This window comes from Arthrobacter oryzae (assembly GCF_031454875.1).
GTDB lineage: Bacteria > Actinomycetota > Actinomycetes > Actinomycetales > Micrococcaceae > Arthrobacter > Arthrobacter oryzae_D.
Genome location: NZ_JAVDRQ010000021.1, coordinates 1 through 24,093, shown reverse-complemented (window position 1 = coordinate 24,093; position 24,093 = coordinate 1). Strand labels below are relative to the sequence as shown.

At 63.4% G+C, this 24,093-nt stretch carries 22 protein-coding genes; 17 read left to right on the top strand and 5 right to left on the bottom strand.

Annotated elements, in window-relative coordinates:
* Window positions 1-188: 188 nt before the first annotated feature.
* The gene (locus J2805_RS23640; protein WP_309980480.1) at window positions 189-863 is read left to right on the top strand and encodes a GntR family transcriptional regulator; all 675 of its coding nucleotides are present in this window, start codon (window positions 189-191) and stop codon (window positions 861-863) included.
* Window positions 864-925: 62 nt separating this feature from the next.
* Here the strand turns inward: J2805_RS23640 and J2805_RS23635 are convergent, their stop codons facing one another.
* From J2805_RS23635 to J2805_RS23620, 4 genes are read right to left on the bottom strand one after another with little or no spacing between them, the layout of a single operon-like run.
* Window positions 926-1,171: an aldehyde dehydrogenase family protein gene (locus tag J2805_RS23635; protein WP_309980482.1), complete on the bottom strand. Its 246-nt coding sequence runs from the start codon at window positions 1,169-1,171 to the stop codon at window positions 926-928.
* Window positions 1,168-1,503, bottom strand: a complete 336-nt coding sequence (locus tag J2805_RS23630; RefSeq protein ID WP_309980478.1) for an aldehyde dehydrogenase family protein — start codon at window positions 1,501-1,503, stop codon at window positions 1,168-1,170. The genes J2805_RS23635 and J2805_RS23630 overlap by 4 nt, the downstream gene beginning before the upstream one ends.
* An 18-nt stretch (window positions 1,504-1,521) precedes the next feature.
* Complete coding sequence (locus tag J2805_RS23625; RefSeq protein ID WP_309980476.1) at window positions 1,522-2,799, bottom strand: NAD(P)/FAD-dependent oxidoreductase; 1,278 nt, start codon at window positions 2,797-2,799, stop codon at window positions 1,522-1,524.
* A gap of 27 nt (window positions 2,800-2,826) precedes the next feature.
* The gene (locus tag J2805_RS23620) at window positions 2,827-3,498 is read right to left on the bottom strand and encodes a haloacid dehalogenase type II (RefSeq protein WP_309980475.1); all 672 of its coding nucleotides are present in this window, start codon (window positions 3,496-3,498) and stop codon (window positions 2,827-2,829) included.
* Window positions 3,499-3,844: 346 nt separating this feature from the next.
* Between J2805_RS23620 and J2805_RS23615 the strand changes: the two genes are divergently transcribed.
* A complete protein-coding gene (locus J2805_RS23615) occupies window positions 3,845-4,921 on the top strand; it encodes a phosphotransferase (RefSeq protein ID WP_309980474.1) in 1,077 nt (358 codons plus the stop codon).
* A 16-nt stretch (window positions 4,922-4,937) separates the two neighbouring features.
* The gene (locus tag J2805_RS23610) at window positions 4,938-6,299 is read left to right on the top strand and encodes an aspartate aminotransferase family protein (protein ID WP_309980473.1); all 1,362 of its coding nucleotides are present in this window, start codon (window positions 4,938-4,940) and stop codon (window positions 6,297-6,299) included.
* 172 nt (window positions 6,300-6,471) lie between these two features.
* Here the strand turns inward: J2805_RS23610 and aztA are convergent, their stop codons facing one another.
* Complete coding sequence (gene aztA / locus J2805_RS23605; protein WP_309980471.1) at window positions 6,472-7,116, bottom strand: zinc ABC transporter ATP-binding protein AztA; 645 nt, start codon at window positions 7,114-7,116, stop codon at window positions 6,472-6,474.
* Between the two features lie 53 nt (window positions 7,117-7,169).
* On the opposite strand from aztA, the gene aztB reads away from it, so the two are divergent.
* From aztB to J2805_RS23535, 14 genes are all read left to right on the top strand, one after another.
* Window positions 7,170-8,087 carry a zinc ABC transporter permease AztB gene (gene aztB, locus J2805_RS23600; RefSeq protein WP_309980469.1) on the top strand — a complete coding sequence of 306 codons (918 nt, stop codon included), beginning with the start codon at window positions 7,170-7,172 and terminating at the stop codon, window positions 8,085-8,087.
* A complete protein-coding gene (locus tag J2805_RS23595; protein ID WP_309980468.1) occupies window positions 8,068-9,288 on the top strand; it encodes a hypothetical protein in 1,221 nt (406 codons plus the stop codon). The genes aztB and J2805_RS23595 overlap by 20 nt, the downstream gene beginning before the upstream one ends.
* Window positions 9,285-10,202 carry a zinc ABC transporter substrate-binding protein AztC gene (aztC, locus tag J2805_RS23590; protein WP_396134472.1) on the top strand — a complete coding sequence of 306 codons (918 nt, stop codon included), beginning with the start codon at window positions 9,285-9,287 and terminating at the stop codon, window positions 10,200-10,202. The genes J2805_RS23595 and aztC overlap by 4 nt, the downstream gene beginning before the upstream one ends.
* 33 nt (window positions 10,203-10,235) lie before the next feature.
* Window positions 10,236-11,459: a zinc metallochaperone AztD gene (gene aztD, locus J2805_RS23585; RefSeq protein ID WP_309980467.1), complete on the top strand. Its 1,224-nt coding sequence runs from the start codon at window positions 10,236-10,238 to the stop codon at window positions 11,457-11,459.
* Between the two features lie 151 nt (window positions 11,460-11,610).
* The gene (locus tag J2805_RS23580) at window positions 11,611-12,270 is read left to right on the top strand and encodes a GntR family transcriptional regulator (protein WP_309980465.1); all 660 of its coding nucleotides are present in this window, start codon (window positions 11,611-11,613) and stop codon (window positions 12,268-12,270) included.
* Window positions 12,271-12,384: 114 nt separating this feature from the next.
* A complete protein-coding gene (locus J2805_RS23575; RefSeq protein ID WP_309980463.1) occupies window positions 12,385-15,285 on the top strand; it encodes an FAD-binding and (Fe-S)-binding domain-containing protein in 2,901 nt (966 codons plus the stop codon).
* A gap of 66 nt (window positions 15,286-15,351) precedes the next feature.
* Window positions 15,352-16,248, top strand: a complete 897-nt coding sequence (locus tag J2805_RS23570) for a LysR family transcriptional regulator (protein WP_309980461.1) — start codon at window positions 15,352-15,354, stop codon at window positions 16,246-16,248.
* A 199-nt stretch (window positions 16,249-16,447) separates the two neighbouring features.
* Window positions 16,448-17,935 (top strand): NAD-dependent succinate-semialdehyde dehydrogenase, encoded by a 1,488-nt coding sequence (locus J2805_RS23565; protein ID WP_309980459.1) that lies wholly within the window; start codon window positions 16,448-16,450, stop codon window positions 17,933-17,935.
* Between the two features lie 613 nt (window positions 17,936-18,548).
* Window positions 18,549-19,031, top strand: coding sequence for a hypothetical protein (locus tag J2805_RS23560; RefSeq protein WP_309980457.1), 483 nt, complete (start codon window positions 18,549-18,551; stop codon window positions 19,029-19,031).
* A 186-nt stretch (window positions 19,032-19,217) separates the two neighbouring features.
* Entirely contained in the window at window positions 19,218-19,913 is a 696-nt protein-coding gene (locus J2805_RS23555) for a haloacid dehalogenase type II (RefSeq protein ID WP_309980455.1), read from the top strand.
* 17 nt (window positions 19,914-19,930) lie between these two features.
* Window positions 19,931-20,416 carry a RidA family protein gene (locus J2805_RS23550; RefSeq protein WP_309980453.1) on the top strand — a complete coding sequence of 162 codons (486 nt, stop codon included), beginning with the start codon at window positions 19,931-19,933 and terminating at the stop codon, window positions 20,414-20,416.
* Window positions 20,417-20,535: 119 nt separating this feature from the next.
* Entirely contained in the window at window positions 20,536-21,639 is a 1,104-nt protein-coding gene (locus J2805_RS23545) for an alanine racemase (RefSeq protein ID WP_309980451.1), read from the top strand.
* A gap of 86 nt (window positions 21,640-21,725) precedes the next feature.
* Window positions 21,726-22,460: an SDR family NAD(P)-dependent oxidoreductase gene (locus tag J2805_RS23540; RefSeq protein ID WP_309980450.1), complete on the top strand. Its 735-nt coding sequence runs from the start codon at window positions 21,726-21,728 to the stop codon at window positions 22,458-22,460.
* Window positions 22,461-22,562: 102 nt separating this feature from the next.
* Entirely contained in the window at window positions 22,563-23,969 is a 1,407-nt protein-coding gene (locus J2805_RS23535) for an NAD(P)/FAD-dependent oxidoreductase (protein WP_309980449.1), read from the top strand.
* The last annotated feature ends 124 nt before the right edge of the window (window positions 23,970-24,093 follow it).

The window sequence follows — 24,093 nt, the reverse complement described above, 5'->3', positions numbered from 1 at the left end:
CAAAGAAGCCCGCACCCAGGCATTCCTCGAACAGGTCCTCTAACCATGGACGGAAAACTCGCCGTCATCGGCCTCGGCAGCATCGGATCCATGGCTGTTCTATAAGAAGTTTCAGAGGGATTGAGAGGCCACAAATAGCGTCGAGTGGTCTACAGCCCTACAGTTGATTAGCCCTGTACGATGAAGGCATGGTTGAGCAGATCAAGATAGTCCATTCATCTACGGTGCAACAGGTCGCAGATGGTCTCACAGCCATGATCCTGAGCGGAGGACTCAAGCCAGGCGAACGCGTGAGGGAGAGTCTCATTGCGGACAACCTGGGACTTTCCAGGAACACAGTTCGGGAAGCCGTTCGCATTGTTCAGGCCGGCGGCCTCATTCGCCATCGAGCAAATCAGGGCGCTATCGTTTGGGATCCCACTGACGCCGAGATCATGGACGCTTACAACGCGCGGTACCATTTGGAGACCATAGCCGCACGGAGCATCTCCGAAAGCACCTCAATGGACGAAGTTCACGCAGCCATGGAGGAGTTCCGGACAGTTTTGAAAAGTGGCGATCCATTCAAGATTGTCGAGAAGGACCTTGCGGTTCACAGCGCGATAGTCGGACTCCTCGGAAGCCAGAAGATGAGGACCTTCTATCAGCAATTGGTGACCGAACTGAGGTACTTCATGTTTGTGCTTTCCATCGAACATCACGAGTACGAGGATCCAGACACACTCGAAACTGAGCACCAAAACATCGTTGACGCGCTTGATTCGCGCGACCCCGTCCTGGCGGAGAAGGTTATCTCAGATACGATCATCCAATATCGGGAGTCGATCCGGGAGATTATCGCCCAGAGGCATCAAGCAAGCTAGGCGAGCTGCAGGCTATTCAAAAATCGGCATCCGGGGCTCCCAGGCCGCCGGTCCTCATGCCGCTACCGGGGCAAGGGTGTCGATGGTGGGCCAGGACGCCTGCCGCGAACTCCGACATCGAGCCGCCACAGCCGCCTCGGACACGCCGAGGCCGGACACGATCGCGGCATCCGTCCCGATGGGACGCCCGATTCGAGCAGCAGCTGGTCAAGGGCCAGCCCGGTCAGCGGCGTGCGCCTGAAAGGCTTGAGCACGACGCCGTTGCCGCCGATGAGGGCAGGGCCCAGTTTGTGAGCCACCAGGTTCAGTGGGTCGTTGAACGGAGTGATTGCCGCGACGATGCCACCGGCTTCCGGCTGTACCAGCCGATCTTGCCAGCACCGGCCATACTGTCCTCAAAACCCAGGGTCTCCCCCGCGAGCTCCTCGCAGGCCGCGGCGGAGAGCCGCAGGGTTTCGGCGCAGCGCCGCACCTCACGTTCGGCTTCGATGCTTTCGGACGGGATGATCCATGTAAAGCGCACGGACTGCTCACCCGGCAGGCGGGCAGCCATTTCAAGGACCTCCCTGCGTGAGCGCAACGGCCAGTCCTCGCGCTGCAGGTGGCGGTGGATGTGCACGATCGCCCGCTGGACATCCACCGCCGTCGAACTGTGGGCCTAGCTGAAGCGGTCGATGATTTTTGCCGCAGCGCCGATGAAGGGCAGGAACCAAGGCGGGCCGAAGTGGCCCGGCACGGGCGGATTCTTCAGGCCTTCCCACACGTTCGCTGACTTGTCGCCGGCCATGTAGTGGGCCATCCGCTTGCCCATGTGCGCAGCCATCTGCACACCGTGGCCGCTGTAAGCCAGGGAGTAGTAGACTCCGTCGTGGATGCCGGCGTGGACCATCTGGTCCATCGACAGGTCCACCAGGCCGCCCCAGATGTAGTCCACCTTGGCGTTGGAGAGGTACGGGAAGAGCTCGAGCATGGCCTTCCGCAGGATCTCGGCGCTCTTGACGTCCGAATCCGGGCTGGACAGGGCAAAACGGGCCCGGCCACCGAAGAGCAGACGGTTATCCGGGGTGATCCGGAAGTAGTAACAGAGCATCTTGCTGTCCGAGGCCATGCGCCGGTTCGGCAGGATCCGGTTAATAACGTCTTCGGGCAACGGTTCGGTGCAGATGATGAAGCTGCCCACCGGAATCACCCGGCGCTGCAGCCACGGGGTGACGTTGCCGGTGTAGCCGCTGGTGGCGACCAGGACCTGCTTGGCCCTGGTGATGCCCCGGGTGGTGTGCACATCGTGCACCGTACCCGAAACCTTCTTCAGCTCGGTCACCGCAGCGTTCTCGCAGATATCCGCCCCGGCGGCAACAGCCGCCCCGCCCAACCCATGCACAAACTTCCCCACGTGCAGCCCTGCTCCCAGTGGGTCCAGCATGGCCCCCTGGTAGAAGTCCGTGCCGATTTCACTGTGGATCTCGGACTTGGGGATAACGGTGACATGATGGTCGGCCAGGGCGGCCATCTTCTCCTGCGACCTCAGGAAGCCCTCGTAGTGCGACTTGTGGAAAGCCAGCGAGAGCTTCCCAAAACGGTTGTAGTCGCAGTCGATGCCATTGTCATGCACCAGCTTCTCGATGCTGTCGATGGCGTCGTTGTATTCCTGGAACATCTCCACGGCACGGGCACTCCCATACCGCTTCACGGCCGTGCTGAAACCGATGGCCAACCCGGTCGTCGCCATTCCCCCATTGCGGCCCGATGCACCCCACCCGACGGTGTGGCGTTCGAAAACGGCAACGCTGGCGCCCTGCTTGGCAAATTCCAGGGCTGCGGAGAGTCCGGTAAATCCGGCGCCGATGATGGCCACATCGACATTCTCGGGAACCGGAGTGCGCCGGTAGTCTCCGGATGCTTCGGCAGTGTCCAGCCAATAGGGGTTAAGTTTCACGGGTTGACCTTCCGCTTCGACGTCGGTTTAGAGACCGAGGTGCTTGTTGACCTCGTCCAGGGACTTCACGGTGTTGTAGTCGTAGCCCCCGGTGATGGGGTCATAGCCACGGTCCAGCACCCAGAGGTTCCGGAAGCCCATGTCGTGCATCGGATGCATGTCGTACCGTGTGTGAGAGGCGATGTGCAGGAAGTCCTCCGGCTTGGCGTTCAGGGTATCGAGCATGTACTCGAAGGCCTGGTAGCGCGGCTTGTAGGCCTGGGCCTGCTCAGCGGTCAGCACGGCGTGGAAGTCAGCGCCGAGCTTGGGAATGCTGATCTCGAGGAAGCTGTCGTCTGCGTTGGACAGAGCCACCAGCTTGTAGTTGTCGCCCATGAGCTTCAGCGGGGCCGGCACGTCATCGTGGGCACCAAAGCTGCGTACAGCGTCAGCGAACTCTACGCCCGCACCAGGGGTCGGCCCGATGCCAAAGAACTTGCATACCCGGTCAAAGGAATTCTGAAGGATCTCCTCGTAGGGCTTGTAGTCGCCAAGGACCTCGTCGAACCGGTACCCGCGGAACACCTTCTTGAACGCCGGCCACTGCTCTTCAGGCAGACGGCCCGCGAGCAGCCGGCGGGTAGTGGAGTCAGTATCCCAGTTGATCAGTGTGCCGTAGATATCAAAAGAGATGTACTTCGGGCGGTTAGAGTCTGCCATGATTCGTCCGTTCCTTGAGATTTTGAGAGGCCGCATATCGGCCTTCTGCTTACGGGTGACTGAGCTCCACGGGCTTCCTTTGGTTCGGAAGACCCGGCAACAGCCCAATGCGTCGACTCTAGGGCGATCTGAAGCAAACTGTCAACAGTTGAACAGTTGATAAATCATCCTTGCGGGATTCGTCGACACCATGGCATACTCTTCACGTAGAACTGTTGAACAGCTGAACAGATGAACATCGTCTTCACAGCGCCCAACCGACGTGAGTCACGTCGAAGCTGGTTCAACGGCGACACCCTAATCGCCTACTTATTGAATTCCCCATTTAGCGGCAGGAGCCTAGGACATGAATGTCAGTACCGACTCCGAATTTATCGACGCCGTGGCGTCGGAGAGTGGACTCCTGGCAAAGCAGTCTCAGCTCGCTGACTCGACTGTCTTGGAGCTTCTTGAACAGTCCTATGGCCTGAAGGGGATGCTTGTCCGCATTCCCACGGAGAAGGACGAGACCTTCCGGCTCCGGGACGGCGAAGAAACCTATCTGGTGAAGGTGTCACCACCGGATGAGGATCCGGTGATCGTCCAGCTCCAGACGGCATGTATGGAGCATTTGGAGGCAACTGCCCCTGAACTTCCGGTCCAGCGTCTTGTCAGGAGCCTTGACGGAGAGCCGCAAGTCCTCCTGCCGGCGCCTGTTGGACCATTTGACCGGGTGCTTCGGGTGATGCGTTTCATGCCTGGAGAGTTGCTGGCCCATCACGGGGCGTCGGCTGGCCAGCTTCAGTTGGTGGGTTCAAGCCTTGCCCGTTTGGGCCTTGCATTGCAGGACTTCGATCATGCCCGTGCCGAGCGTTTGCTCCTGTGGGACCTGAAGCACTTCCACAGGATGCGGCCGCTGCTTGACTATGTCGATGAGCAGCACAAACGCTCCTTGGCCGAAGACATTTTCGACCGGTTCGACGAGACGGTAGTTCCGCTGCTGGACACCCTGACCTCCCAGGTTGTCCACGGGGATTTCAGTCCGTTCAATATCCTTGTCGACCCGGACAGCCCGGATTTCGTGGCCGGGATTATCGACTTCGGCGATGCCGTGCGGACACCGGTGATCTTCGACCTCAGCGTCACCATGGCCAACCTTCTGGGAACAGATCCGTCCAGCCCCTGGGAGCACGCACTGCACGTCGTGGATGGCTATCAAAGTATCCGTCCGCTGCCCGTTCAGGAGTTGGAGGCCCTGATCATCTCAGCCCAGGCCCGCCTGCTCCTGCGGGCCCTGATCACGGCGTGGCGGGCAAACCAATTGCCCCAACGACGCGATTACCTGCTCTCCCACTCCAAGCCGGACTGGGACCGGCTCGCCGCCACCGCCGCCGCCCCAGCACCAAAACTGCCTTCCACACACACCCTGAACCCGACTCACTAGCCTTCAAGGAGAAATCATGAGCACCACTCCCCAAACCATCCGCAAGCCGTCCCGGGCCATGATCAACGGCTTTGATCCCAACCGCCTCAGCGAGCTCCCGGACCAGATTCAGAAGAGCATCCGACGCCGGGACCAGAGCCTCGGACCCGGATACCGGCTCTTCTACGACACCCCCCTTGAAATCGTTCGCGGCAAGGGCGTCACGTTGTTTGACCGCGATGGAAATGACTACCTCGACGTTTACAACAACGTCCCCTCTGTCGGCCACGCCCACCCGCGGGTCATCGCGGCTGTCCACGAGCAGATGCAGACGCTGAACACCAACACCCGCTACGTCCAGGAATCCATCCTCGACTACTCGGAACAGCTCCTCTCGACGTTCCCCGCCGAGCTTGGCCACGTCATGTTCACCTGCACCGGGTCTGAAGCCAACGACCTCGCGATGCGCGTGGCAAAATACGCCACCGGAAACCAGGGCATCATTGTCACCTCCGGCGCCTACCACGGCCTGACAACCGAAGTAGCGTCCTTCTCGCCGTCCCTGGGCGCGGGTGTGCCCCTGGGAGCGAACGTGCGGGTCATCGACGCCCCGGACGCCCTGCGGTACTCATCGGATCGAGCGTCCCTGGAGGATCACCTGCGGAACCAGGTGCGGGCCGCCATCGCCGACCTGCACCGCCACGGCATCGGAGTGGCGGCCTTCATCGCAGACAGCATCTTCTCCTCCGACGGTGTCTTCGCCGGCCCAACAGGCTTCCTGCGCCCGATCATCGAAGAGGTTCACGCGGCCGGCGGCCTGTACATCGCCGATGAAGTCCAGCCCGGCTTCGGCCGCACGGGCGAGGAATGGTGGGGCTTCCAGCGCCACGGAATCGTCCCTGACATCGTCACCATCGGCAAACCCATGGGTAACGGCATCCCTGTCGCGGCAGCCATCTTCAAGCCCGAACTGCTGGTTGAGTTCGGCAAGAACATCCGCTACTTCAACACCTTCGGCGGGAATTCCGTAGCCATCGCCGCTGCCCAGGCCGTCCTGGACGTGATCCGCGACGAATCACTTATAGAAAACGCCCGCAAGGTCGGCGAAAAGATCATCACCGGGCTCAACGACCTCAGCCAGGGCCTGGACCAGGTCGCCGAAGTCCGCGGAAGCGGCTTCTTCATCGGTGTCGACCTCGTCACTGACCGATCCACTCTCGCACCTAATGGGGAGGCCGCCGCCGGCATCGTGAACGCCCTCCGGGAGGACCGGATTCTCATCTCGGCCTGCGGCGCCCAGGGCAACGTCCTCAAACTCCGCCCCCCAATGCCTTTCTCCAGTGATGACGCCGACCGTCTGCTCGAAGGAATAGGCCGCGCCTTCAAGGCACTGCGCTAACCGGCTTCGAGAGGTCGGGCTAATGGAGCCTCTGCAGCCTCTCTTATTAAGCCAAGAGAGTCGGGCGCGCTTGTCGCCTGAGTATTGATCACGACGACGCCGGCCGGTCACCTTGCGAGGTGACCGGGCGGCGTCGCCCGTTAACCCAACTTGTGGAAGTTCAGGGTGAGGGTTAGCGGCGCAGGGTGTCAGAGCTGATGCGGCCGCTCTCCAGCGTGATAACCCGTTCGGCGCGTTCGATGTCGCCAGGGTCATGACTCGACTCGAGGACCGTTACTCCGCGCCGCAGCTCTTCTTCAATCACTGTCCGGATCAGCCGGTGGGCCGCCTTGTCCAGTCCGGCGGTAGGCTCATCCAGGATCAGGACGTCCGATTCCTGCGCCATGCCCTGCGCTATGAGCGTCCGCTGCTGCTGACCGCCGGAGAGTTCCCTAAGCTGCCGAGCCGCGAGGTCGCCGATCCCCATCCTCTGCATCGCTGCGGAGACCACCTGCCGGTCCACTGACCTGAGCGGCAACAGACCGCGCCGGTGCGGCCACCTGCCCATCTCCACGGCCTGGCGGACCGTGCAAGGCATGGTTTCGGGTGTCGTTGTGTGCTGGAGGACAAAAGCAGGGCGCCGGCTTGAAGTAAGGGACACGCTTCCATGCAACGGTTGCAGCACCCCCGCGGCCAGGGCGAGCAGCGTCGACTTCCCTGAACCGTTTTTCCCCGTCAAAACAGTATGCGTTCCGGGGGCAAAGGCTACCGAAATATCCGCCAGCACCTGCCTGTCGGAATAGTCGTACCCAACACTGTTGAAGATCACCGCTGACATTCCACTCCCTTTATTGCGAACTATTCTCATTCTCTATAGTACGATGAACCGCGATGGAATGGTTACTAGATCCCCTGAACGCTTCGTTTGTCCAGCGCGCTGTGCTCGGCGGCGGGCTTGTCGCTGTCTTCTGCGCTGTCGTCGGAACCTGGGTGGTGGTGCGCGGAATGGCCTTCCTAGGCGACGCAATGTCCCACGGTCTGCTGCCCGGCATCGCCATCGCGTCCCTGTTGGGCGGGAACCTCATCATCGGGGCGGCAATCAGTGCGGCGGCGACTGCGGCCGGAGTTTCAGCCATCACCAGGAACCGGCGGGTTTCCCAGGACACCGCGATCGGGCTTCTGTTCGTCGTCATGCTCTCGCTCGGCGTGATCATCGTGTCGGCCTCAGGCTCGTTTGCAGTGGACCTCACTGGCACGCTCTTCGGTGATGTCCTCGCCGTCGGGACAGACGACATCCTGATGCTGTCCGGCGTCGGAACTGTGGTCCTCACAGCCGCCACCCTCTTCCACCGCGCCTTCATGGCGGCAGCGTTCAACCAGCAGAAGGCGGCGACGCTCGGCTTCCGGCCCCGGCAGACCCACTTCGTCCTGCTGTGCCTAATCACCCTTACCGTCGCCGCCTCGTTCCAGGTAGTGGGAACACTCCTGGTCTTCGGACTGCTTATTGCCCCGCCCGCTGCTGCCCTGGTCTGGGCGAAGTCAATCCGGACGGTCATGGTCCTCGGCGCCCTGATCGGCGTGGCCAGCGTCATCACCGGACTCTGGGTCTCGTGGCATGCATCCACCGCCGCCGGCGCCACTATCGCCCTCGTTGCTGCCCTCTCGTACTTCGTCTCCGCCCTGGCACGCTCCTTGGTCCGCGGAGCCACGGTCATGCCGGCACCGGCCGCAGTGAATCCTGAACCAACCTACACAGCCGTCCCCCAGCCAGAAATGGAACCGATTTCCAGTGCACCGCACCATCCCTAAACTCCCTGTCCTCCTGCTTGGCCTCCCGTTGCTGGTTTCCGCCTGCGCGGCATCCGGCACCGCCAACCAGACCGCCCCGGGCGCGGACGCTACACCGCATGGCTACGTCGCCGGCGCACAGGAAAACCCCGAGCCGCAGAACGGTCTGCTCACTTTCGACCGGGAGACCGGAGAATCGCAGCTGCTCTCCCTCCTGACGGACGAGACGACCGACGCCGGCACGTTCGGACCCGTCGACGCTGTCCATCAGGATGGCCGCTACGCCCTGGTCACCACACAGGATGGCGTCAAGGTGTTCGATACCGGTGCCTGGACAGTGGACCACGGTGACCACGTGCACTACTACAGCTCAACGCCTGGTCCGGTCGGCGACATCACCATTCCAGACGCGGGCGTCGTGGCAGGGGACGGCAGTTCCATAGCAGTGTTCTCCGAATCGGGCGGTTACGCATCCATCTACAACCACCAAGACCTGGACGCACGCCAGGTCGTCGAATCCGCGCGAATCACCAGCACGCCGCACGAGGGCGTGGTAATCCCTTACGAAGGTCACTTCATCGCCAGCACTGCCGGCGACGGCACCGCTCCCGGAGGGATGGAGGTCCGCGACGCCGAGAACCACACCGTGCTCAGTGAACAGCCGTGTGCCGGTTCCTCCTCCCATGCCACCACCCGGGTGGGTGTGGTGCTGGCCTGCACGGACGGGGCCCTGCTCATTACCGAGGATGACGGCCAGTTCGCCGCCGAGAAGATCCCCTATCCGGCTGACGCGGCCGGAATTCCCCCCGCAACACGCCTTGAGCACCGCAAGGGCTCCAACGAACTCTCCGCACCAGCGGGCGACGGCGGCATCTGGCACCTGAATGTGTCCAAACGTTCCTGGAAGTACCTGAAGACTCCCGGTCCGGTGGCCACCGCCGCCGCCGTCGGCGACGGCAAGCGGGTGCTGGCCCTCGGCGTCGACGGCTCCCTGATGACCCTGAATCCGTCGTCCGGCGAAGTGACCGCACAAGCGCCCATGATCGCTCCCGTTTCGGCGCAGGCGGGCACCCCGCCGCAGCTCCGCATTGACGCCGGGCGCGCCTACCTCAGCGATCCTGCCGGTTCAACCGTCCGCGAAATCGACTACGCGGACGGTCTCCGGGTTGCCCGGACCTTCGACGTACCGGCCGCCGACATCGTGCTGGAGACCGGGCTGTGAAGCGCGGCGCAACAGCAAAGGTGGCCGCGGCCCTCCTGGCGCTCGGACTCGCGCTGAGCGGGTGTTCGGCAATGGCAGCTGAGCGGCCCACCGTCGTCGTCACCACCAACATTCTCGGCGATATCACTCGGAACCTGGTGGGCGGGGAGGCCGACGTCGTGGTGCTGATGGAATCCAATGCCGATCCGCACTCCTTCGGTATCTCAGCCAAGCAGGCTGCGGTCATCGAGAACGCGGATCTGGTGATCCACAATGGAGCCGGCCTGGAAGAGGGCATCCTCAACCATGTTGAGGCTGCCGCGGCGGAAGGGGTCCCCAACCTGGCCGCGATGGACGCTGTCGAGCCCTTGCAATTCAGCCATGACGACGGCGACGACGCCGCCGACCCGCACTTCTGGACCGACCCCTCCCGTGTGGGACTCGCCGCTGACGCGATCGCAGAAAGCATCGTGGAACACGTGGACGGAGTGGACAGCACGGTGGTGCGCTCCCAAGCGGCCAGCTACAAGGCGGAGCTGGACAAACTCGCTGTTTTCATGGAGGAAAGTTTTGCCGGCATCGAGCCCGCCAGACGCAAGCTCATCACCAACCACCATGTCTTTGGCTACCTGGCGCAGCGGTTCGGGTTCGAGGTCATCGGCGCGGTCATTCCCAGTGGAACCACGCTGGCCTCACCCAGTTCGGCGGACCTGAACGACCTCACCGGCAAGATCCACGCCGCAGGCGTGGTGGCAGTCTTCGCGGACTCCTCCCAGCCGGAGCGCCTGGCCCAGGTGCTCGCTGCCGAGGCCGGGCAGGACATCGCCGTGGTCCCGCTCTTCACCGAATCCCTGGGAACAGAAGGGTCCGGCGCGCACACCTACCTGGAAATGATGCGCTCCAACACCGAGCGCATCACCCACGCATTGTCCTGAGCCATGACTCATCCCTCAACAGAAGGAAGCACCATGCATCACCGCACCACTCCCGCCCGCCTGCTCACGGCCCTGGCCGTCACTGGCCTGATGCTCACGGGCTGCGGCGCTAACGCCACTCCCGCCGGCAGCGGCACCGCCGGCGCGGAAGCGGCCAACGCCTCCACCGCTACCGAAGCGATGGCCCGCATCGTCACTACCTACGACGGCGGCATCAAGGTACTCGATGCCGCCTCCTTCGAGGTCCTCGGGGACTTCCCGATGGAAGGCTTCAACCGGGTGAACGCAGCCGGCGACGGGCGTCACGTCGTCATTGCTACTGCCGAAGGCTTCAAGGTGCTGGACACCGGCGCATGGACCGAGGGCGGCAAGCACTACGCGCAGGACCCGGCCATGACCGATATCTCCTTCCCCGCAAGCAAGCCAGGACACGTCGTCCGCCACCACGGCAAGACCATCCTTTTCAGCGACGGGACCGGCGAGGTCACCGTCTTCGAATCGGACGATCTGGCAGACGGGCAGCCCAAGACGGAAACCCACAAGGCCGCGGAAGCCCACCACGGCGTGGCTGTTGAACTCGCCAACGGCGAACTTGTCCTCACCCTGGGGAATGACAAGGAACGCCCCGGCATCATTGTTTTCGACAAGGACGGCAAAGAGATCACGCGCAATGAGGACTGCCCGGGAGTGCACGGCGAAGCCGCCGCAGCCGACGAAGCCGTGGTCATCGGCTGCCAGACCGGCGTCCTGATCTACTCCAACGGCGGGATCACCAAGCTGGAAAGCCCCACCGAGTACGGCCGCATCGGAAACCAGGCCGGTTCCGAGGAATCCGCAGTGACGCTGGGCGACTACAAGCAGGAGAAGGACGCCGAGCTCGAGCGTCCGGAGCAGATTTCCCTGATCAATACCAAAACCAAGCAGCTGACCCTGGTGGACCTGGGGACCAGCTACAGCTTCCGCTCACTGGCCCGCGGGCCGCACGGGGAAGCGCTGGTGCTTGGCACCGACGGAGCCCTGCACGTCATCGATCCGGACACCGCGGCCGTGACCAAGAGCATCCCGGTGGTTGCTCCGTGGGAGGAGCCGCTCGAGTGGCAGGAAGCCCGGCCCACCATCTTCGTCAACAACCACACGGCCTACGTCACGGACCCGTCCACTAAGACCATCCATGCCCTGGATATCGAAGCCGGGAAGATCATCAGCACCGGTACCCTGGACATCACGCCGAACGAACTCACCGGCGTCAGCGGATAGACGCCGGCCGTCCCCGACTCTGCGGACGTGATACGCAAGGGAGCTGCGGCTGCACCAGCCGCCGCTCCCTTGCGTTTTTGCGCCGGAGCCAGAATTACCCCAAGTTTCGCGACCATTCACGCAAACTGTATAGCTGTTATACACTTTGAGGGTGACGATCAATGAAGCCGTGACAGTAGCCGACGCCGTTCGTACCCGGCTTGAACGCAGCCTCCTGGCCGGAGACTACTCAGCAGGGGCACAAATAAAGGACAGCCACGTAGCCGAGGCGTTGGGTGTGGCGAGGCCCACTGCCCGCGTTGCGGTACAGGGTCTCATCGCGGCCGGCTTCCTGGAGCGTGAAACCGGGCGAAGCGCAAGGGTGCGCCGTTTCTCCGTCCAGGACGTCGCAGACATTTTTCGCGTGCGCCGACTCATCGAATTCGAGGCCGTCCGTTCGGTCTGTCAGGGCGCAGATACGGAGCCGATCAGGGAATCCCTGGCGAGGTTTTCGGAGGTCAGGGATGATCAGGATTGGGAAACTGCGGCACAAGCTGACATGGGCTTCCATACGGCAGTCGTGGCAGCTGCGGACTCGCCACGGCTGAGCAGGCTCTTCCAGACGATTTCCACAGAAATCCGCCTCCTGATGGCGCTTCTTCGTCCCCGCTACCTCCAGGTATCCACCCTGCACGATGAACACACAGCGCTTCTAAATGCCTTGGTCGCCGGCGTCCCGGACAATGCATTGCAGCTGTGGGAGGCCCACTTGAACGACGCCGAGGCGTTCCTGAGCACCAGAATCCGGGAAGAAACCTCCCAGGAGCACTAGGTCGGCGCAGCCAACGGCTCCCGAGGATCGGCGGCGGTCCCGCCGGCTCCCCCGTCAGTGGCTTCCCGATTTTCATCAAGACCATTCCATGAGAAACCCAGTGGAAAGCACACCATGCATTCAAAGTTCACCGCCCCCGAACATGCACCCATCCTGGAAAGGCTTCAGGCCGCGGGTGTGCCCGTGGAAGCCTCGGGTCACCGGCTGGCCGCATACTCCTACGATGCGTCCAATTACCGGATCCCGCCTGTTGCTGTGGTGTTTCCGCGCAGCGTCGATGACGTCGTTGCCGTCATGGCAGCGTGCCGGGAAACCGGCACAGCCCTGATAAGCCGGGGCGGGGGGACGTCCATGGCGGGAAACGCCATCGGCCCCGGAATCGTGCTGGACTTCTCGCGGCACATGAACCGGATCATCACCATCGATGAGACGGCAGGAACGGCAGACGTCGAAGCCGGCGTTGTGCTCGCCCACCTCACCCGCGAGACCGAACGCGCAACTGACGGGAGCCTCACGTTCGCCCCCGACCCGTCCTCAAAAAACCGTGCCACAATCGGTGGCGCCATCGGCAATGACGCCTGCGGCAATCACTCGGTCCGTTATGGACGGACTTCCGATCACGTCCACGAGATCGACGTCGTCACCTCCGATGGCGCCCTCCTTACCGCATCAGACACGGGCGTCAGGGCCACCCGTCCGTCCGACGCTTACTCCGTTTCCCGCGCGTTCCAGCTGGGCGAGGACTTTAAAAAGCTCGCCCAGGACAACCTGGCTGCTTTTCGTCGTGAACTTGGCCGCATCCAGCGCCAGGTTTCCGGCTACCACCTTGCCAATCTGCTGCCGGAAAACGGGGTCAACGTTGCCAGGGCACTGGTGGGCACCGAAGGAACCTGCGCCGTCGTCGTCCGCGCCCGGATGAAACTTGTCCCCAAGCCATCCAGTGCACTGCTGGTCTGCCTCGGCTACGCCGACGTCGTCGATGCCGCCAAGGACATCGAGACCATCCTTGACTTCTCACCGGCAGCGGTCGAGGGCATCGATGAGGCCATCGTGGATACCATGCGGCTGCGCCGCGGAGACGACTCCGTCCTGGGGCTTCCCCGGGGTAAGGCGTTCCTGTACGTGGACCTCGACGGCGACGACCCGGACGAAGTGGCCTGCCAGGCCGCCCTGCTGCTCGAACGGCTCGCTGCGAACGGCCGACTGGTCGATGGATGCGCCGTTCCGGACTCCACTGAACGCGCTACGTTGTGGCGGGTGCGGGAAGACGGCGCAGGCCTGTCGTCAAGGCCCGCCAGCGGCGGGGAATCCCTGCCCGGCTGGGAGGACTCCGCCGTCGCCCCGGAGAACCTTGCAGCCTACCTGGCCGACTTCCGAACGCTCCTGGAGGAATATGAGCTGACCGGGATCATGTACGGACACTTTGGAGCGGGATGCATGCACATCCGCATCACGTACGACCTGCGCACGGAAGAAGGCCGCAGCGTGTTCCGCAAGTTCACGCAGGCCGCCGCCGAACTTGTTGTCCGCCACGGAGGTTCCCTGTCCGGAGAACACGGCGACGGACGTGCCCGCTCAGCACTGCTTTCGCAAATGTACTCCCCCGCCATGCTGGCCGCCTTCGAGGAATACCGCAGGCTTTGGGATGAGGCAGGGATCCTGAACCCGGGTTCCATCACCGATCCGGATCCGTTTGATGCCAGCCTGGCACTCGAGGGGGTCCCCGAGCGTGAGTGGAGGACGCACTTCGAACTCCGGCCCGTCGAGGCTGCCGCCGCCGGAACCGACCCCTGGGTACATGCCGTCCAGGCTTGCATCGGCGTCGGCAGGTGCCGTTCGGACTCCGGCGGGGTGATGTGCCCCAGCTTCCGCGCCACAGGGGACGAGAAGGACTCAACGCGTGGACGGTCCAGGGTGCTCCAGGACATGGTCCGGGGTGCCCGGACCGTCGACGAAGGCTGGAAGTCCGAAGATGTCCGCGAGGCGTTGGACCTGTGCCTGGCCTGCAAGGCCTGCTCCAACGACTGTCCCGCAGGCGTGGACATGGCCAGCTACAAGTCGGAGTTCTTCTCGCACTACTACGAGGGAAGACTGCGGCCCATGTCGCATTTCTCCCTTGGCTGGCTGCCACGGTGGCTCAAACTCACCACGCTGATCAGCCCGTTGGTGAACCTGGTGCTGGCCAGCCCGCTCGGGAACGTCGTCGCGGCTGCCGGTGGCCTCACCACCAGGAGGAAGATGCCGAAGTTCGCTTCCCGGAAGATGCTTCGCGACGCCCTCGCCCCGTACAGCGCCCCTGCCAGGACAGCCGACGCCGTGCTGTTCGTTGACTCGTTCACCAAGGGTTTCAGGCCCGAAGTTGCCGGGGCTGCAGCCCGGGTCATCGAAAGCACGGGAAGGCAGATCGGCTGCGAATCCGACGCCTGCTGCGGCCTTACCTGGATCTCCACGGGTCAACTCGACACCGCAAAGAAGCTCATGGGCAAGGCCGTAGCGAAGCTCGATGACGGCACCGATGCACCGATCGTCGTCATCGAACCAAGCTGCGCCGCCGCGTTGAAGAAAGATGCACCGGAACTGCTCGGCACCGAGGCCGCCGAACGCGTATCCCACCGGATCCGCAGCTTCGCCGAAGCCGTGAAGGAATGGGTCGATGCAGGTTGGGCGCCACCGGCCGTACCCACGGACGTGACGGTGCAGACCCACTGCCACGAGTACTCGACCTTCGGCGCCACAGTCCAGCGCAAGGCACTGGCCGCCCTGGGCGTCGCCAATGTCACCGAGGCAACCGGCTGCTGCGGAGTCGCCGGGAACTTCGGCTTCGAGGCCAACCACTACGACATTTCCATGAAGGTGGCGGAACAGGCGCTGGCTCCGGCCCTCGCCCGAACCGCCCAGGACACCCCGGTCCTGGCCGACGGCTTCAGCTGTGCGATGCAGGTCAAGCAACTGGAACCGGAGCGCAAGAGCCTTCACCTTGCCGAACTCCTTGATCCGCGGAACACTGTCCCCTAGAACACTCAAGGACTCTGGACTCCCGCACATCACCGACACAGGCAGTATCAAGGACAAGAAGAGCGCATGCTGGATGTTCACCGCCTCACGCTGCTGAGGGAAGTCAAACTGCACGGCAGCATGAGCGCCGCAGCGCGGGAACTCGCGTACAGCCATTCCGCCATCTCGCAGCAGCTGGGAGTCCTGGAGAAGGAAACCGGTGTGATCCTGCTGGAGAAAGTCGGCCGGAACGTCAAACTTACGCCGGCCGGCGAGGAGCTGGTGCGGAACACGGAAGCGATCCTGGCCGCCATTGAGCGTGCGGAGTCTGATTTGGCCACCTCACACCAGCGGGCCCAAGGCGTGGTTACTGTCGCTGCGTTCGCAACCATCAGTCGCAGCGTCATGCCTACCGCTATGGCTGAATTGGCCCGAAACTTTCCGGGCCTGGACGTGCGTCTGCGTCGCGAGGAACCCGAAACTGCTGTTATGCAGCTCATGTCACGACAGGTTGATGCCGTGGTTACGGACGCTTTTCCCGGCACGCAGGGGGCTCCCGACGGCGGTATCCACACCACCGTTATCGGTCAGGACCCCGTTCGGGGGTACCTGCCCCATGGCGTGACCTTTGAGGACTTCGCTCAGCTCCGCAACGCGCGCTGGGTGGTGGAACCCCTCAGCGCGGCGTCCACCCAGTGGGCCCTGCGCGTATGCCGGGAGCGAGGAATCGAGCCCGTTATCGCACACGTCTCATCGGACCTGCTGTTTCACCTCAGGATGGTCGAACACGGGCTGGCGGCAGCATTTTTGCCGGACATGGTGGTGCGCGAGGCGGGAAGTGACGTGGTGCCGAGTTCCTGGCTGCCCTCGGATCAGCAGCGAAGCATCCACTACCTGGTGAGGGCCGGCTCCGAACACAGCGTGGCGCTCGTGGCCGTGCGGGATGCGATCGTCCGGGCCTTTCGGCAAAACTCGAACCCGTAACCGGTCCTTACACATAAGTGTCGAAAACATTCGCTTTTATTCACTGAACGGCGTAGCTAGATTTGAGACTATGCCGGAATTCCCTGCCATTGTGCGGTAGTTCCTTGGCAGCTCATCATCGACCTTGGTGTTGGGGTCCTCAGGAACTGAACCTGTTCATCACCGCCCTTGAGCAAGCCATTACCGAAAGAGAGAACCGATGACCCTTACAACGAACGTCGCTTCGCCGCTGATTACGGCGGACGCTGACAGTCTCCGGCACGCGGACGCCGTCATCCAGTCCATCAAGCTGCCCAGCGACGGCATCGCGGTCCAGGACCCTGCCACGGCCGAGACCATCGCCTACGTGCCCGACGCTGATGTTGAGGCGGCACTGGAAGCTGTGGGCAAGGCTGACGCGGCAGGAGCCGACTGGGCGAACAGCAGCCTTCGTCAGCGCGCGGACGTGCTGCACGCCTGGTACGACAAGCTCGTTGCCCACACCGAAGATCTCGCCCACCTGATCTCGCGCGAAATGGGCAAGCCCCTCGCGGAGGCCCGCGGCGAGGTCAAGTACGGCACCGACTTCGTGCGCTGGTACGCCGAAGAGGCCGTGCGCCCCGCCGGAAACTTCCGCGACACCCCGGACGGCGGCGCGAGCCTGCTGACCCGCCGCTCCCCCGTGGGCCTGGCCGTTCTGATCACGCCCTGGAACTTCCCGCTGGCCATGGCCACCCGGAAAATCGCCCCGGCGCTAGCGGCGGGATGCCCGGTCGTCATCAAGCCTGCGACCCTTACTCCCCTGACGACGTACTTTGCCGTCCAGCTCGCCATCGAAGCCGGCGTCCCCGAAGAACTGATCCAGGTCATCACAACCTCCAGGTCAGGGGCCTTCAGCGAAGCCGTCCTGCTCGACCCCAGGGTCCGGAAGGTCTCATTCACCGGCTCAACACCGGTGGGCCGCCAGCTGCTGAAGCTTGCCTCCCAGAACGTGCTCCGCAGCTCAATGGAGCTCGGCGGCAACGCACCGCTCATCGTCTTCAACGACGCCGATCTTCAGCGCGCCGTGGACGGAACGTTCGCGGCGAAGCTGCGCAACGGCGGACAGTCCTGCATCGGAGCCAACCGCATCTACGTCCAGGACGGCATCGCCGATGATTTCGCCGCGGCACTTGCCGAACGCTTCGCCCAGGTCGCCGTTGGAAGCGGCCTCGGAAAGCAGACCGGACTCGGTGCACTGATCGATGACCGTGCAGTAGCCCAAATGCACACCTACACCAACAACGCCGTGGCCCTGGGCGCGACCCTGCTGACCGGCGGCCACGGATACGACTCGGCAGGCAACTTCTTCGCCCCGACCGTCCTGGATCACGTCACCGAAGATTCCGACGTCGCCGGGTCCGAGATTTTCGGCCCCATCGCCGCGATCCAGCGCTTCAGCACAGAAAACGAAGCGATCGCCCGGGCCAACGCGACAGAATTCGGCCTCGCCGGCTACGTCTTCACCGAGAACCTCGACCGCGCCCTTAACGTCGCTGATCGTCTCGAGACCGGAATCGTGGGCATCAACCAAGGCGTACCGTCCAACGCCGGCGCCCCTTTCGGAGGCATCAAGCAGTCAGGCCTCGGACGTGAAGGAAGCGCAGAAGGCCTCGAAGAATACGAGAACATCCGCTTCTACAACGTGGCGCGGCGCGCCACTGCATAGCGGTCACCCGCCCTTGAGACCGGCGCCAGTAATTTGGCGCCGGTCTCAACTGTGCGTCGTGACGGCGGATGGAACTGAAAGTCCGACGCCGGCGCCCACCGAACCGGCCACGTCACCAAAGGTGCCGCAGCAGGGGACGTCCGGCGCCGCCGTCGTGAGCGTCCAGATGGGGCGCGAGAAAGGCAAAGTAAATGCGACAAAGTGGTCGCCTTGGGATGACTGACGCAATATTTCCTGGCGAAGTCCCATCACCGCGGGGGCCTGAGATGGTGTTCCACGACCCCTTCTCCCATGACCTTCCCACAAAGCATGCAGACATCCCTTTTCATAGATCACCCAAACCACAGCGCGTCGAGGGGAAACGTACAAGCAGCAATCAACCTGCCACCCGAGCCGCTGCAATAGAAGCAGTTGTTCGGGACCTCAAACTCCTGGCTCTCAGCAAAGGAATCTCGGCGCTGGAATCGGTGCCCCGGATCCCATAACGCGTCCCATCGTCAGGCATGGATGTTGCCTTTGTCGCCCCTCCCCAGGTTGAGGTTTGCCCTTGACAAGAAAACAATCAGGGTTTCGTATTCACGTACCTACATGAATAGAAAAGGGGTTGGTGGCCATGCCTGCCATCCAAACCGGCCCGGGGAAACAGTCCCGCCTCCGGGCCGGAGCCGCTCTCATGACACTGGCTGGGCTGGCCTTCGTGGCGTACGCCGCGGCCTTCCTGATACTGAACTTCACGGGGTCCTTCCTCGAGCTGGGCATCGGCCCCGATCAAGTGGACAAGGGGAAGGCGGAGGTCGAAGCCTTCAGCCCGCAGCTGTCTCACTACATCAGCCATCTGCACATCGCGCTGGGCGGCTTCATCGCTGCTACCGGCCTGGCCATCGCAGGCCTGTCCTGGTACGGGGTGCGCCGGGGAGAACGATGGGCCTTCACCACGGCCATTATCGTTCCCGTCGTCGGACTCGCTGTGGCCGTTCCCGCTCACTACCCTTGGGGGCTGGCCACGCTCTGGCATCTTGGGCCGGTCTATGTTGCCGGCCTCATTTTCCTGGCAGGAGTCGTGGCAGCCGGCAGCGGGTTGCGAAGCCCACGATGACACGCGGCTGAACACCTGCACCCGGCGGACTCCCGGCCGGCTGTCGTCCGAAGCCATCGGGATCCCGGGATTTCGATTTCCCAAATTCGTTGACAAGCTGGCCAATACCGGAGTATCGTCGACAATCGACAGCGCGTCACCAAGTCTCGTCGACAATCGACGAAGCATCGAGTATGGGAGAATCACATGGCATTCGAATTCGAAACCAAACCGAAGTTCGCTACGTTCGACATGAACGGAACCCTGATCAAGTTCGCTATCGCCGACGCCACCCGTGAGGTCTTGGGCGACCGACTGCCGGCCGAACTCGCCGACGCGTACCTGCACGCTACCAAGGCGTACCGCTTCGACGAGTGCATGGGCGAGTACAAGCCGTTCCGCCAGATCATCGCCAACTCCATGGAACGCGCCTCGCGCCGCCTGGGCCTGGAGTACCGCGAGGCCGATGCCAAGGCGGTCTACGACATCGTCCCCACCTGGACCCCGTACCCGGGTGTCACCGCGGCGCTGAACCGCCTGGCCGAGGAAGTCCCGCTGGTCATCATCACCAACAGCGACACCGAGATGGGTGAGCGCCTTGCGGCCAACCTCGAGGCGCCGTTCAAGACCGTCATCACCGCCGAGGAGTCGGGCTACTACAAGCCGCGCCTCGCCGCGTTCGAGTACATGTTCAACAAGCTCGGGGTGACCCCCGACGAGCTCGTGCACGTCTCCGCGAGCCCGATGTACGACCTGCGCTCCGCGGCCATCCTGGGCATCAAGAACAAGGTGTACGTGGACCGCGGCTTCGAACACGACGAGCACTGGCTCGGCTACGAGCGGATCACCGACATCGCTGACCTTCCCGTCCTCTTTGGCCTGCCGCGTCCTGCTGCCTCCTAAGAGGGACCTGAGTACAGATGAGTCTGCCACTGCCTCAAACCGTAAAGGGCTCCTCGGCTTTGGAGCGGCTCGAGGCTCTCGGCCTGGAGCTACCCGTCCTCGCGGATAACCCGTACTACGTCGACCACAGGGCGGTGGATTCCAGCATCCACATCGCTGGCCAACTGCCTTTCAAGGACGGTGTGCTGCTGGGTCAGGGCGTTGTTGGCCGGGACGTGGATCTGGAGACGGCGCGGGAGCTCGCGCGCCATTGCGCGCTGAACTGCCTTGCTGCCGCCGTGCAGGCGGTGGGCGATCTGGACCGGGTCCGGCTCGTGCAGATGCTGGTCTTCGTGGCCAGTACGCCGGATTTCGGTCTTCAGTCGCGGGTCGCCAACGCGGCCAGTGAACTGCTCATCGAAGTGCTGGGTGAGAACGGGCGGCACGCCCGCACCGCGATCGGTGTCGCCGGGCTGCCGCTGAACACTCCTGTGGAGATCCAGATGATCTGCACGGCCGTTTAGGTAGGGCACGACGGCGGTGTTGTTCGGGGCCCGCCGATGCGGGTCCCGAACAACAGCATTCGAGGAAGTCAGCAACGCTGCCCTCGAACATTCATAGAAAGAATTATGAGGAGTACAGCGTGAACCGCATTCAACGAGCACTGGAGGGTCTCCTCGAGCGAATCGACACCCCCGCACCGATCGTGCTGGCCGACGTGATGCAGGAAAACATCGACCGCATGCAGGCCTTCGCCACACAGCGCAACCTGCACGTCCGGCCACATGTCAAGACGCACAAGTGCGTCGAAATCGGGCGGCGCCAGGTCAAGGCCGGTGCCGTCGGAATCACTGCAGGCAACGTGGGTGAGGCCGAGGTCTTCGCCGCGGCCGGATTCGACGACATCTTCCTCGCCTACCCGATCTGGCCTTCGGGAACGAAAGGGACGCGGATCCGCAAACTCGCCGAAACCATCCGACCGCGGGTCGGCGTCGACAACGTTGCGGCGGTCAATGCCCTCGCCGACGCGATGGGCGACGAACCCGGGCTGTTGCAGGTCGTGATCGAGGTCGACTGCGGTGCCCGCCGTTCCGGGGCTCCTGCCGAGGCCGCCGGCGACCTCGCCCTTGCCGCGCGCAACCGCGGCCTGGTCCCGGTGGGCGTCTTCACCTATCCGGGCCACGGCAGCGCCGGACCGGACGCCCGCAAGCGCGCCGCCGAGGACCAGGACGCCGCGCTCACCACCGCGGTCCGCAGCCTCACCGCAGCCGGGATCACCCCAGAGGTGGTCAGCGCCGGCTCCACACCCACCGTGGAGTTCGCCACCAACAGCGTCATCACCGAAATCAGGCCCGGCGAATACGTCTTCAACGACCTGAACAACACCAGGCTCGGCGCCTGCACCCAGGATCAGATCGCACTGTTCGTTGCCGGCACCGTGGTCAGCGACTGGGTCCCCGATCAGGTCATCCTCGACATCGGCACCAAAGCCCTCGGCCGCGAAGGCACCCCCGAGATCGGCTACGGCGCCATTGCCGGCACCACGGCCCTCCTGTCAAAGCTCAACGAATACCACGGATTCCTCCCCCTGCCCGACGGGTTCCGCCCCAGCGTCGGGACAGTGCTCCCCGTGGTCCCCAACCACGTCTGCCCGGTCGTGGTCAATTTCGAGGAATACATCGTCACCGACAGCACCGGCACAACGCTGGAACGCTGGCCTGTCGACGCCCGCGGATTCCTCAACTGACCGACCCGGACCGATCACCCCCGGACGGGCCTTCCGTCCCCCCAGCCTGAAACCCCAGCAAACTTACCCACGATGGAGTGACTGACATGAGACTTGATAAGACCACGGCCCTGGTCACCGGCGCCAACAGCGGAATCGGGCAGGCAGTATGTTCCCACTTCCGCAACGAAGGTGCCCGGCTGCTGCTCACCGGCCGCAGGGAACAACTCGACAGCGCCCAGCCCGAGGACCTGTACGTCCCGGGAGACCTCAACGACGAGGCATTCGTCGAAAGCCTCGCCCGGCAGGCCGCCGAATCCTTCGGAACTGTGGACGTCGTCGTCCTCAACCACGGCCTGCAGGTCAGCGGCCCGCTGACGGAGATGGCCTACGAGGATGCGAAGAACGTGCTGCACAGCAACCTGCTCAGCTCCTTCCTGGTGATGAAGCACTTCGCTCCGCTCATGCCCGCTACGGGTGGCTCGTTCGTCCTCGTCAGTTCCAGGCTCGGCATGGTCGGCAAGCCCGAGGAAGTCCTGTACTCCGCAGCCAAGGGCGGCCTGATCATGCTCGCCAAAGGCGCCGCAATCGAATGGGCCTCACGCAACATCCGCGTCAACATCGTCGCACCAGGCCTGACCGCGACCCCGATCATCGAAGCATCGTTCCAGCGCAGGGAAGACCCCGAGGCCTACCGCGCCCAGCGCGAGGGCCAGATCCCGCTCCAGCGTCTGGCCACCCCCGAAGAAATCGCCGACGCCATCCTCTTCATGGCCTCGAAGGAATCGTCCTACATCACCGGCGCGGTCCTGCCCGTCGACGGCGGATACACCGCCGCCTAAACACCAACGTGTGGCGGTGACACATCGGATGCCGGCCAAGGCTCCCGCGTGATTGCCCCGCCGTCCTATCAGCTCAACCGTTCCCAGACAAAGAAGGACACTATGACAGCCCTTGCGGCAACACCCCGAAACGGCGAGCTTGGCTTCTGGATGGCCGGCCTCGCTGACAACAGGCAGACCTACCCCCGCTTCGAGGGGCAGGAGTCTGTAGACGTGGCAATTATTGGCGGCGGCTACACAGGCCTCTGGGCCGCGTACTTCGCCAAGAAACTCGACCCGTCACTCTCGGTCGCGGTATTTGAGGCAGAACAGGTAGGCTACGGCGCCTCAGGACGCAACGGTGGCTGGCTCTCTGCGATGCCCCCCGGAAACCGGGCCACCTTCGCCCGCGCATCCGGCGGCGGAGTGGACGCCAGCATTGCATTGCAGCAGGAGTTTGTCGCCGGCGTCGATTCCGTCCTGGATATTCTGCAGGCCGAGGGCATCGACGCGGATCAGCACAAGGGCGGCGCGCTGGTCGCAGCCCACACCAAGGCGGGGCAGGGCCGGCTCGTATCGAGACGTGACACTGACTGGAAGTACGGGTTGACCGAAGACGATGTCCATTTGCTGGACCGGGACGAGTTCCAGAGCAAGATCAACATCTCCACCGTCCACGGCGGGCTCTTCTACAAGCATTGCGCGCGGTTCCACCCGGCGAAGCTTGTCTACGGCCTCGCCGACACCCTGGCCTCCATGGGGGTGAACATCTACGAGGGCAGCCGGGTGAACGGGGTCGATGGCAAGATCCTTACCTTGGCCAACGGACGCGTCTCGGCCGCCAAGACGTTCATCTGCACGGAGGGGTATTCGGGACAGCTGCTTGGCAGCAGGACCCTGATACCGATCAATTCCTCGATGATCGTGACCAAGCCGCTCTCGGATGAGGCCTGGGAGCAGATCGGCTGGAACGGGCTCCAGACCCTTAGCGACTCCGCCCACACGTTCATCTACTCCCAACGCACAGCGGACGGCCGCATCACCATCGGCGGCAGGGGCGCGCCCTACCGATTTGGGTCCGGCACCGGAGGCGCCGGTTCAACACCCCAGTCCACCATTGACCTGCTCTCCACAAAGCTCCGCTCCTTCTTCCCCGGCGTCCCCTTCGAAGTGGACCACGCCTGGTCCGGAGTCCTGGGCGTTACCCGTGACTGGAACGGCGGCGTGCACTGGGATCCAGCGTCCGGGATCGGATCGTCCACCGGCTACGCGGGACACGGCGTCACGGCAGCCTACGTCGGCGGCAGGACACTCGCGGAGCTCGCCTTCGAACAACAAACAGCACGGACAACACTCCCCTGGGTCGGCTACCGCTCACGGAAGTGGGAACCCGAACCCCTCCGCTGGCTCGGTGTCCACGGCATGTACCGGCTCTTCGGACTTGCTGACCAATGGGAAGAACGCAGGGACTCCACCAAGACCTCACTACTGGCCAAATTCGGCAGCAGGCTCGCCGGACTGCACGAATAGTCCATCACCCAAAACTTTCACCTGAACCCTTTGAAGGGAAGCATTATGAAGACTTGTATGAAGATCCAGACGGCGGCTGCGGGGCTTGTTGTCCTGTTGGCTCTGAGTGGCTGTGGCGGGGCGG

What these genes read in the sequence shown, in the direction of transcription:
- J2805_RS23575 (WP_309980463.1), top strand. Translation starts at nt 12,385, where the DNA reads ATGCATTCAAAGTTCACCGCCCCCGAACATGCACCCATCCTGGAAAGG.
- aztD (WP_309980467.1), top strand. Translation starts at nt 10,236, where the DNA reads ATGCATCACCGCACCACTCCCGCCCGCCTGCTCACGGCCCTGGCCGTC.
- J2805_RS23550 (WP_309980453.1), top strand. Translation starts at nt 19,931, where the DNA reads ATGAGTCTGCCACTGCCTCAAACCGTAAAGGGCTCCTCGGCTTTGGAG.
- J2805_RS23610 (WP_309980473.1), top strand. Translation starts at nt 4,938, where the DNA reads ATGAGCACCACTCCCCAAACCATCCGCAAGCCGTCCCGGGCCATGATC.
- J2805_RS23620 (WP_309980475.1), bottom strand. Translation starts at nt 3,498, where the DNA reads ATGGCAGACTCTAACCGCCCGAAGTACATCTCTTTTGATATCTACGGC.
- J2805_RS23565 (WP_309980459.1), top strand. Translation starts at nt 16,448, where the DNA reads ATGACCCTTACAACGAACGTCGCTTCGCCGCTGATTACGGCGGACGCT.
- aztB (WP_309980469.1), top strand. Translation starts at nt 7,170, where the DNA reads ATGGAATGGTTACTAGATCCCCTGAACGCTTCGTTTGTCCAGCGCGCT.
- J2805_RS23640 (WP_309980480.1), top strand. Translation starts at nt 189, where the DNA reads ATGGTTGAGCAGATCAAGATAGTCCATTCATCTACGGTGCAACAGGTC.
- aztA (WP_309980471.1), bottom strand. Translation starts at nt 7,116, where the DNA reads ATGTCAGCGGTGATCTTCAACAGTGTTGGGTACGACTATTCCGACAGG.
- J2805_RS23555 (WP_309980455.1), top strand. Translation starts at nt 19,218, where the DNA reads ATGGCATTCGAATTCGAAACCAAACCGAAGTTCGCTACGTTCGACATG.
- J2805_RS23540 (WP_309980450.1), top strand. Translation starts at nt 21,726, where the DNA reads ATGAGACTTGATAAGACCACGGCCCTGGTCACCGGCGCCAACAGCGGA.
- J2805_RS23615 (WP_309980474.1), top strand. Translation starts at nt 3,845, where the DNA reads ATGAATGTCAGTACCGACTCCGAATTTATCGACGCCGTGGCGTCGGAG.
- J2805_RS23570 (WP_309980461.1), top strand. Translation starts at nt 15,352, where the DNA reads ATGCTGGATGTTCACCGCCTCACGCTGCTGAGGGAAGTCAAACTGCAC.
- J2805_RS23535 (WP_309980449.1), top strand. Translation starts at nt 22,563, where the DNA reads ATGACAGCCCTTGCGGCAACACCCCGAAACGGCGAGCTTGGCTTCTGG.
- J2805_RS23560 (WP_309980457.1), top strand. Translation starts at nt 18,549, where the DNA reads ATGCCTGCCATCCAAACCGGCCCGGGGAAACAGTCCCGCCTCCGGGCC.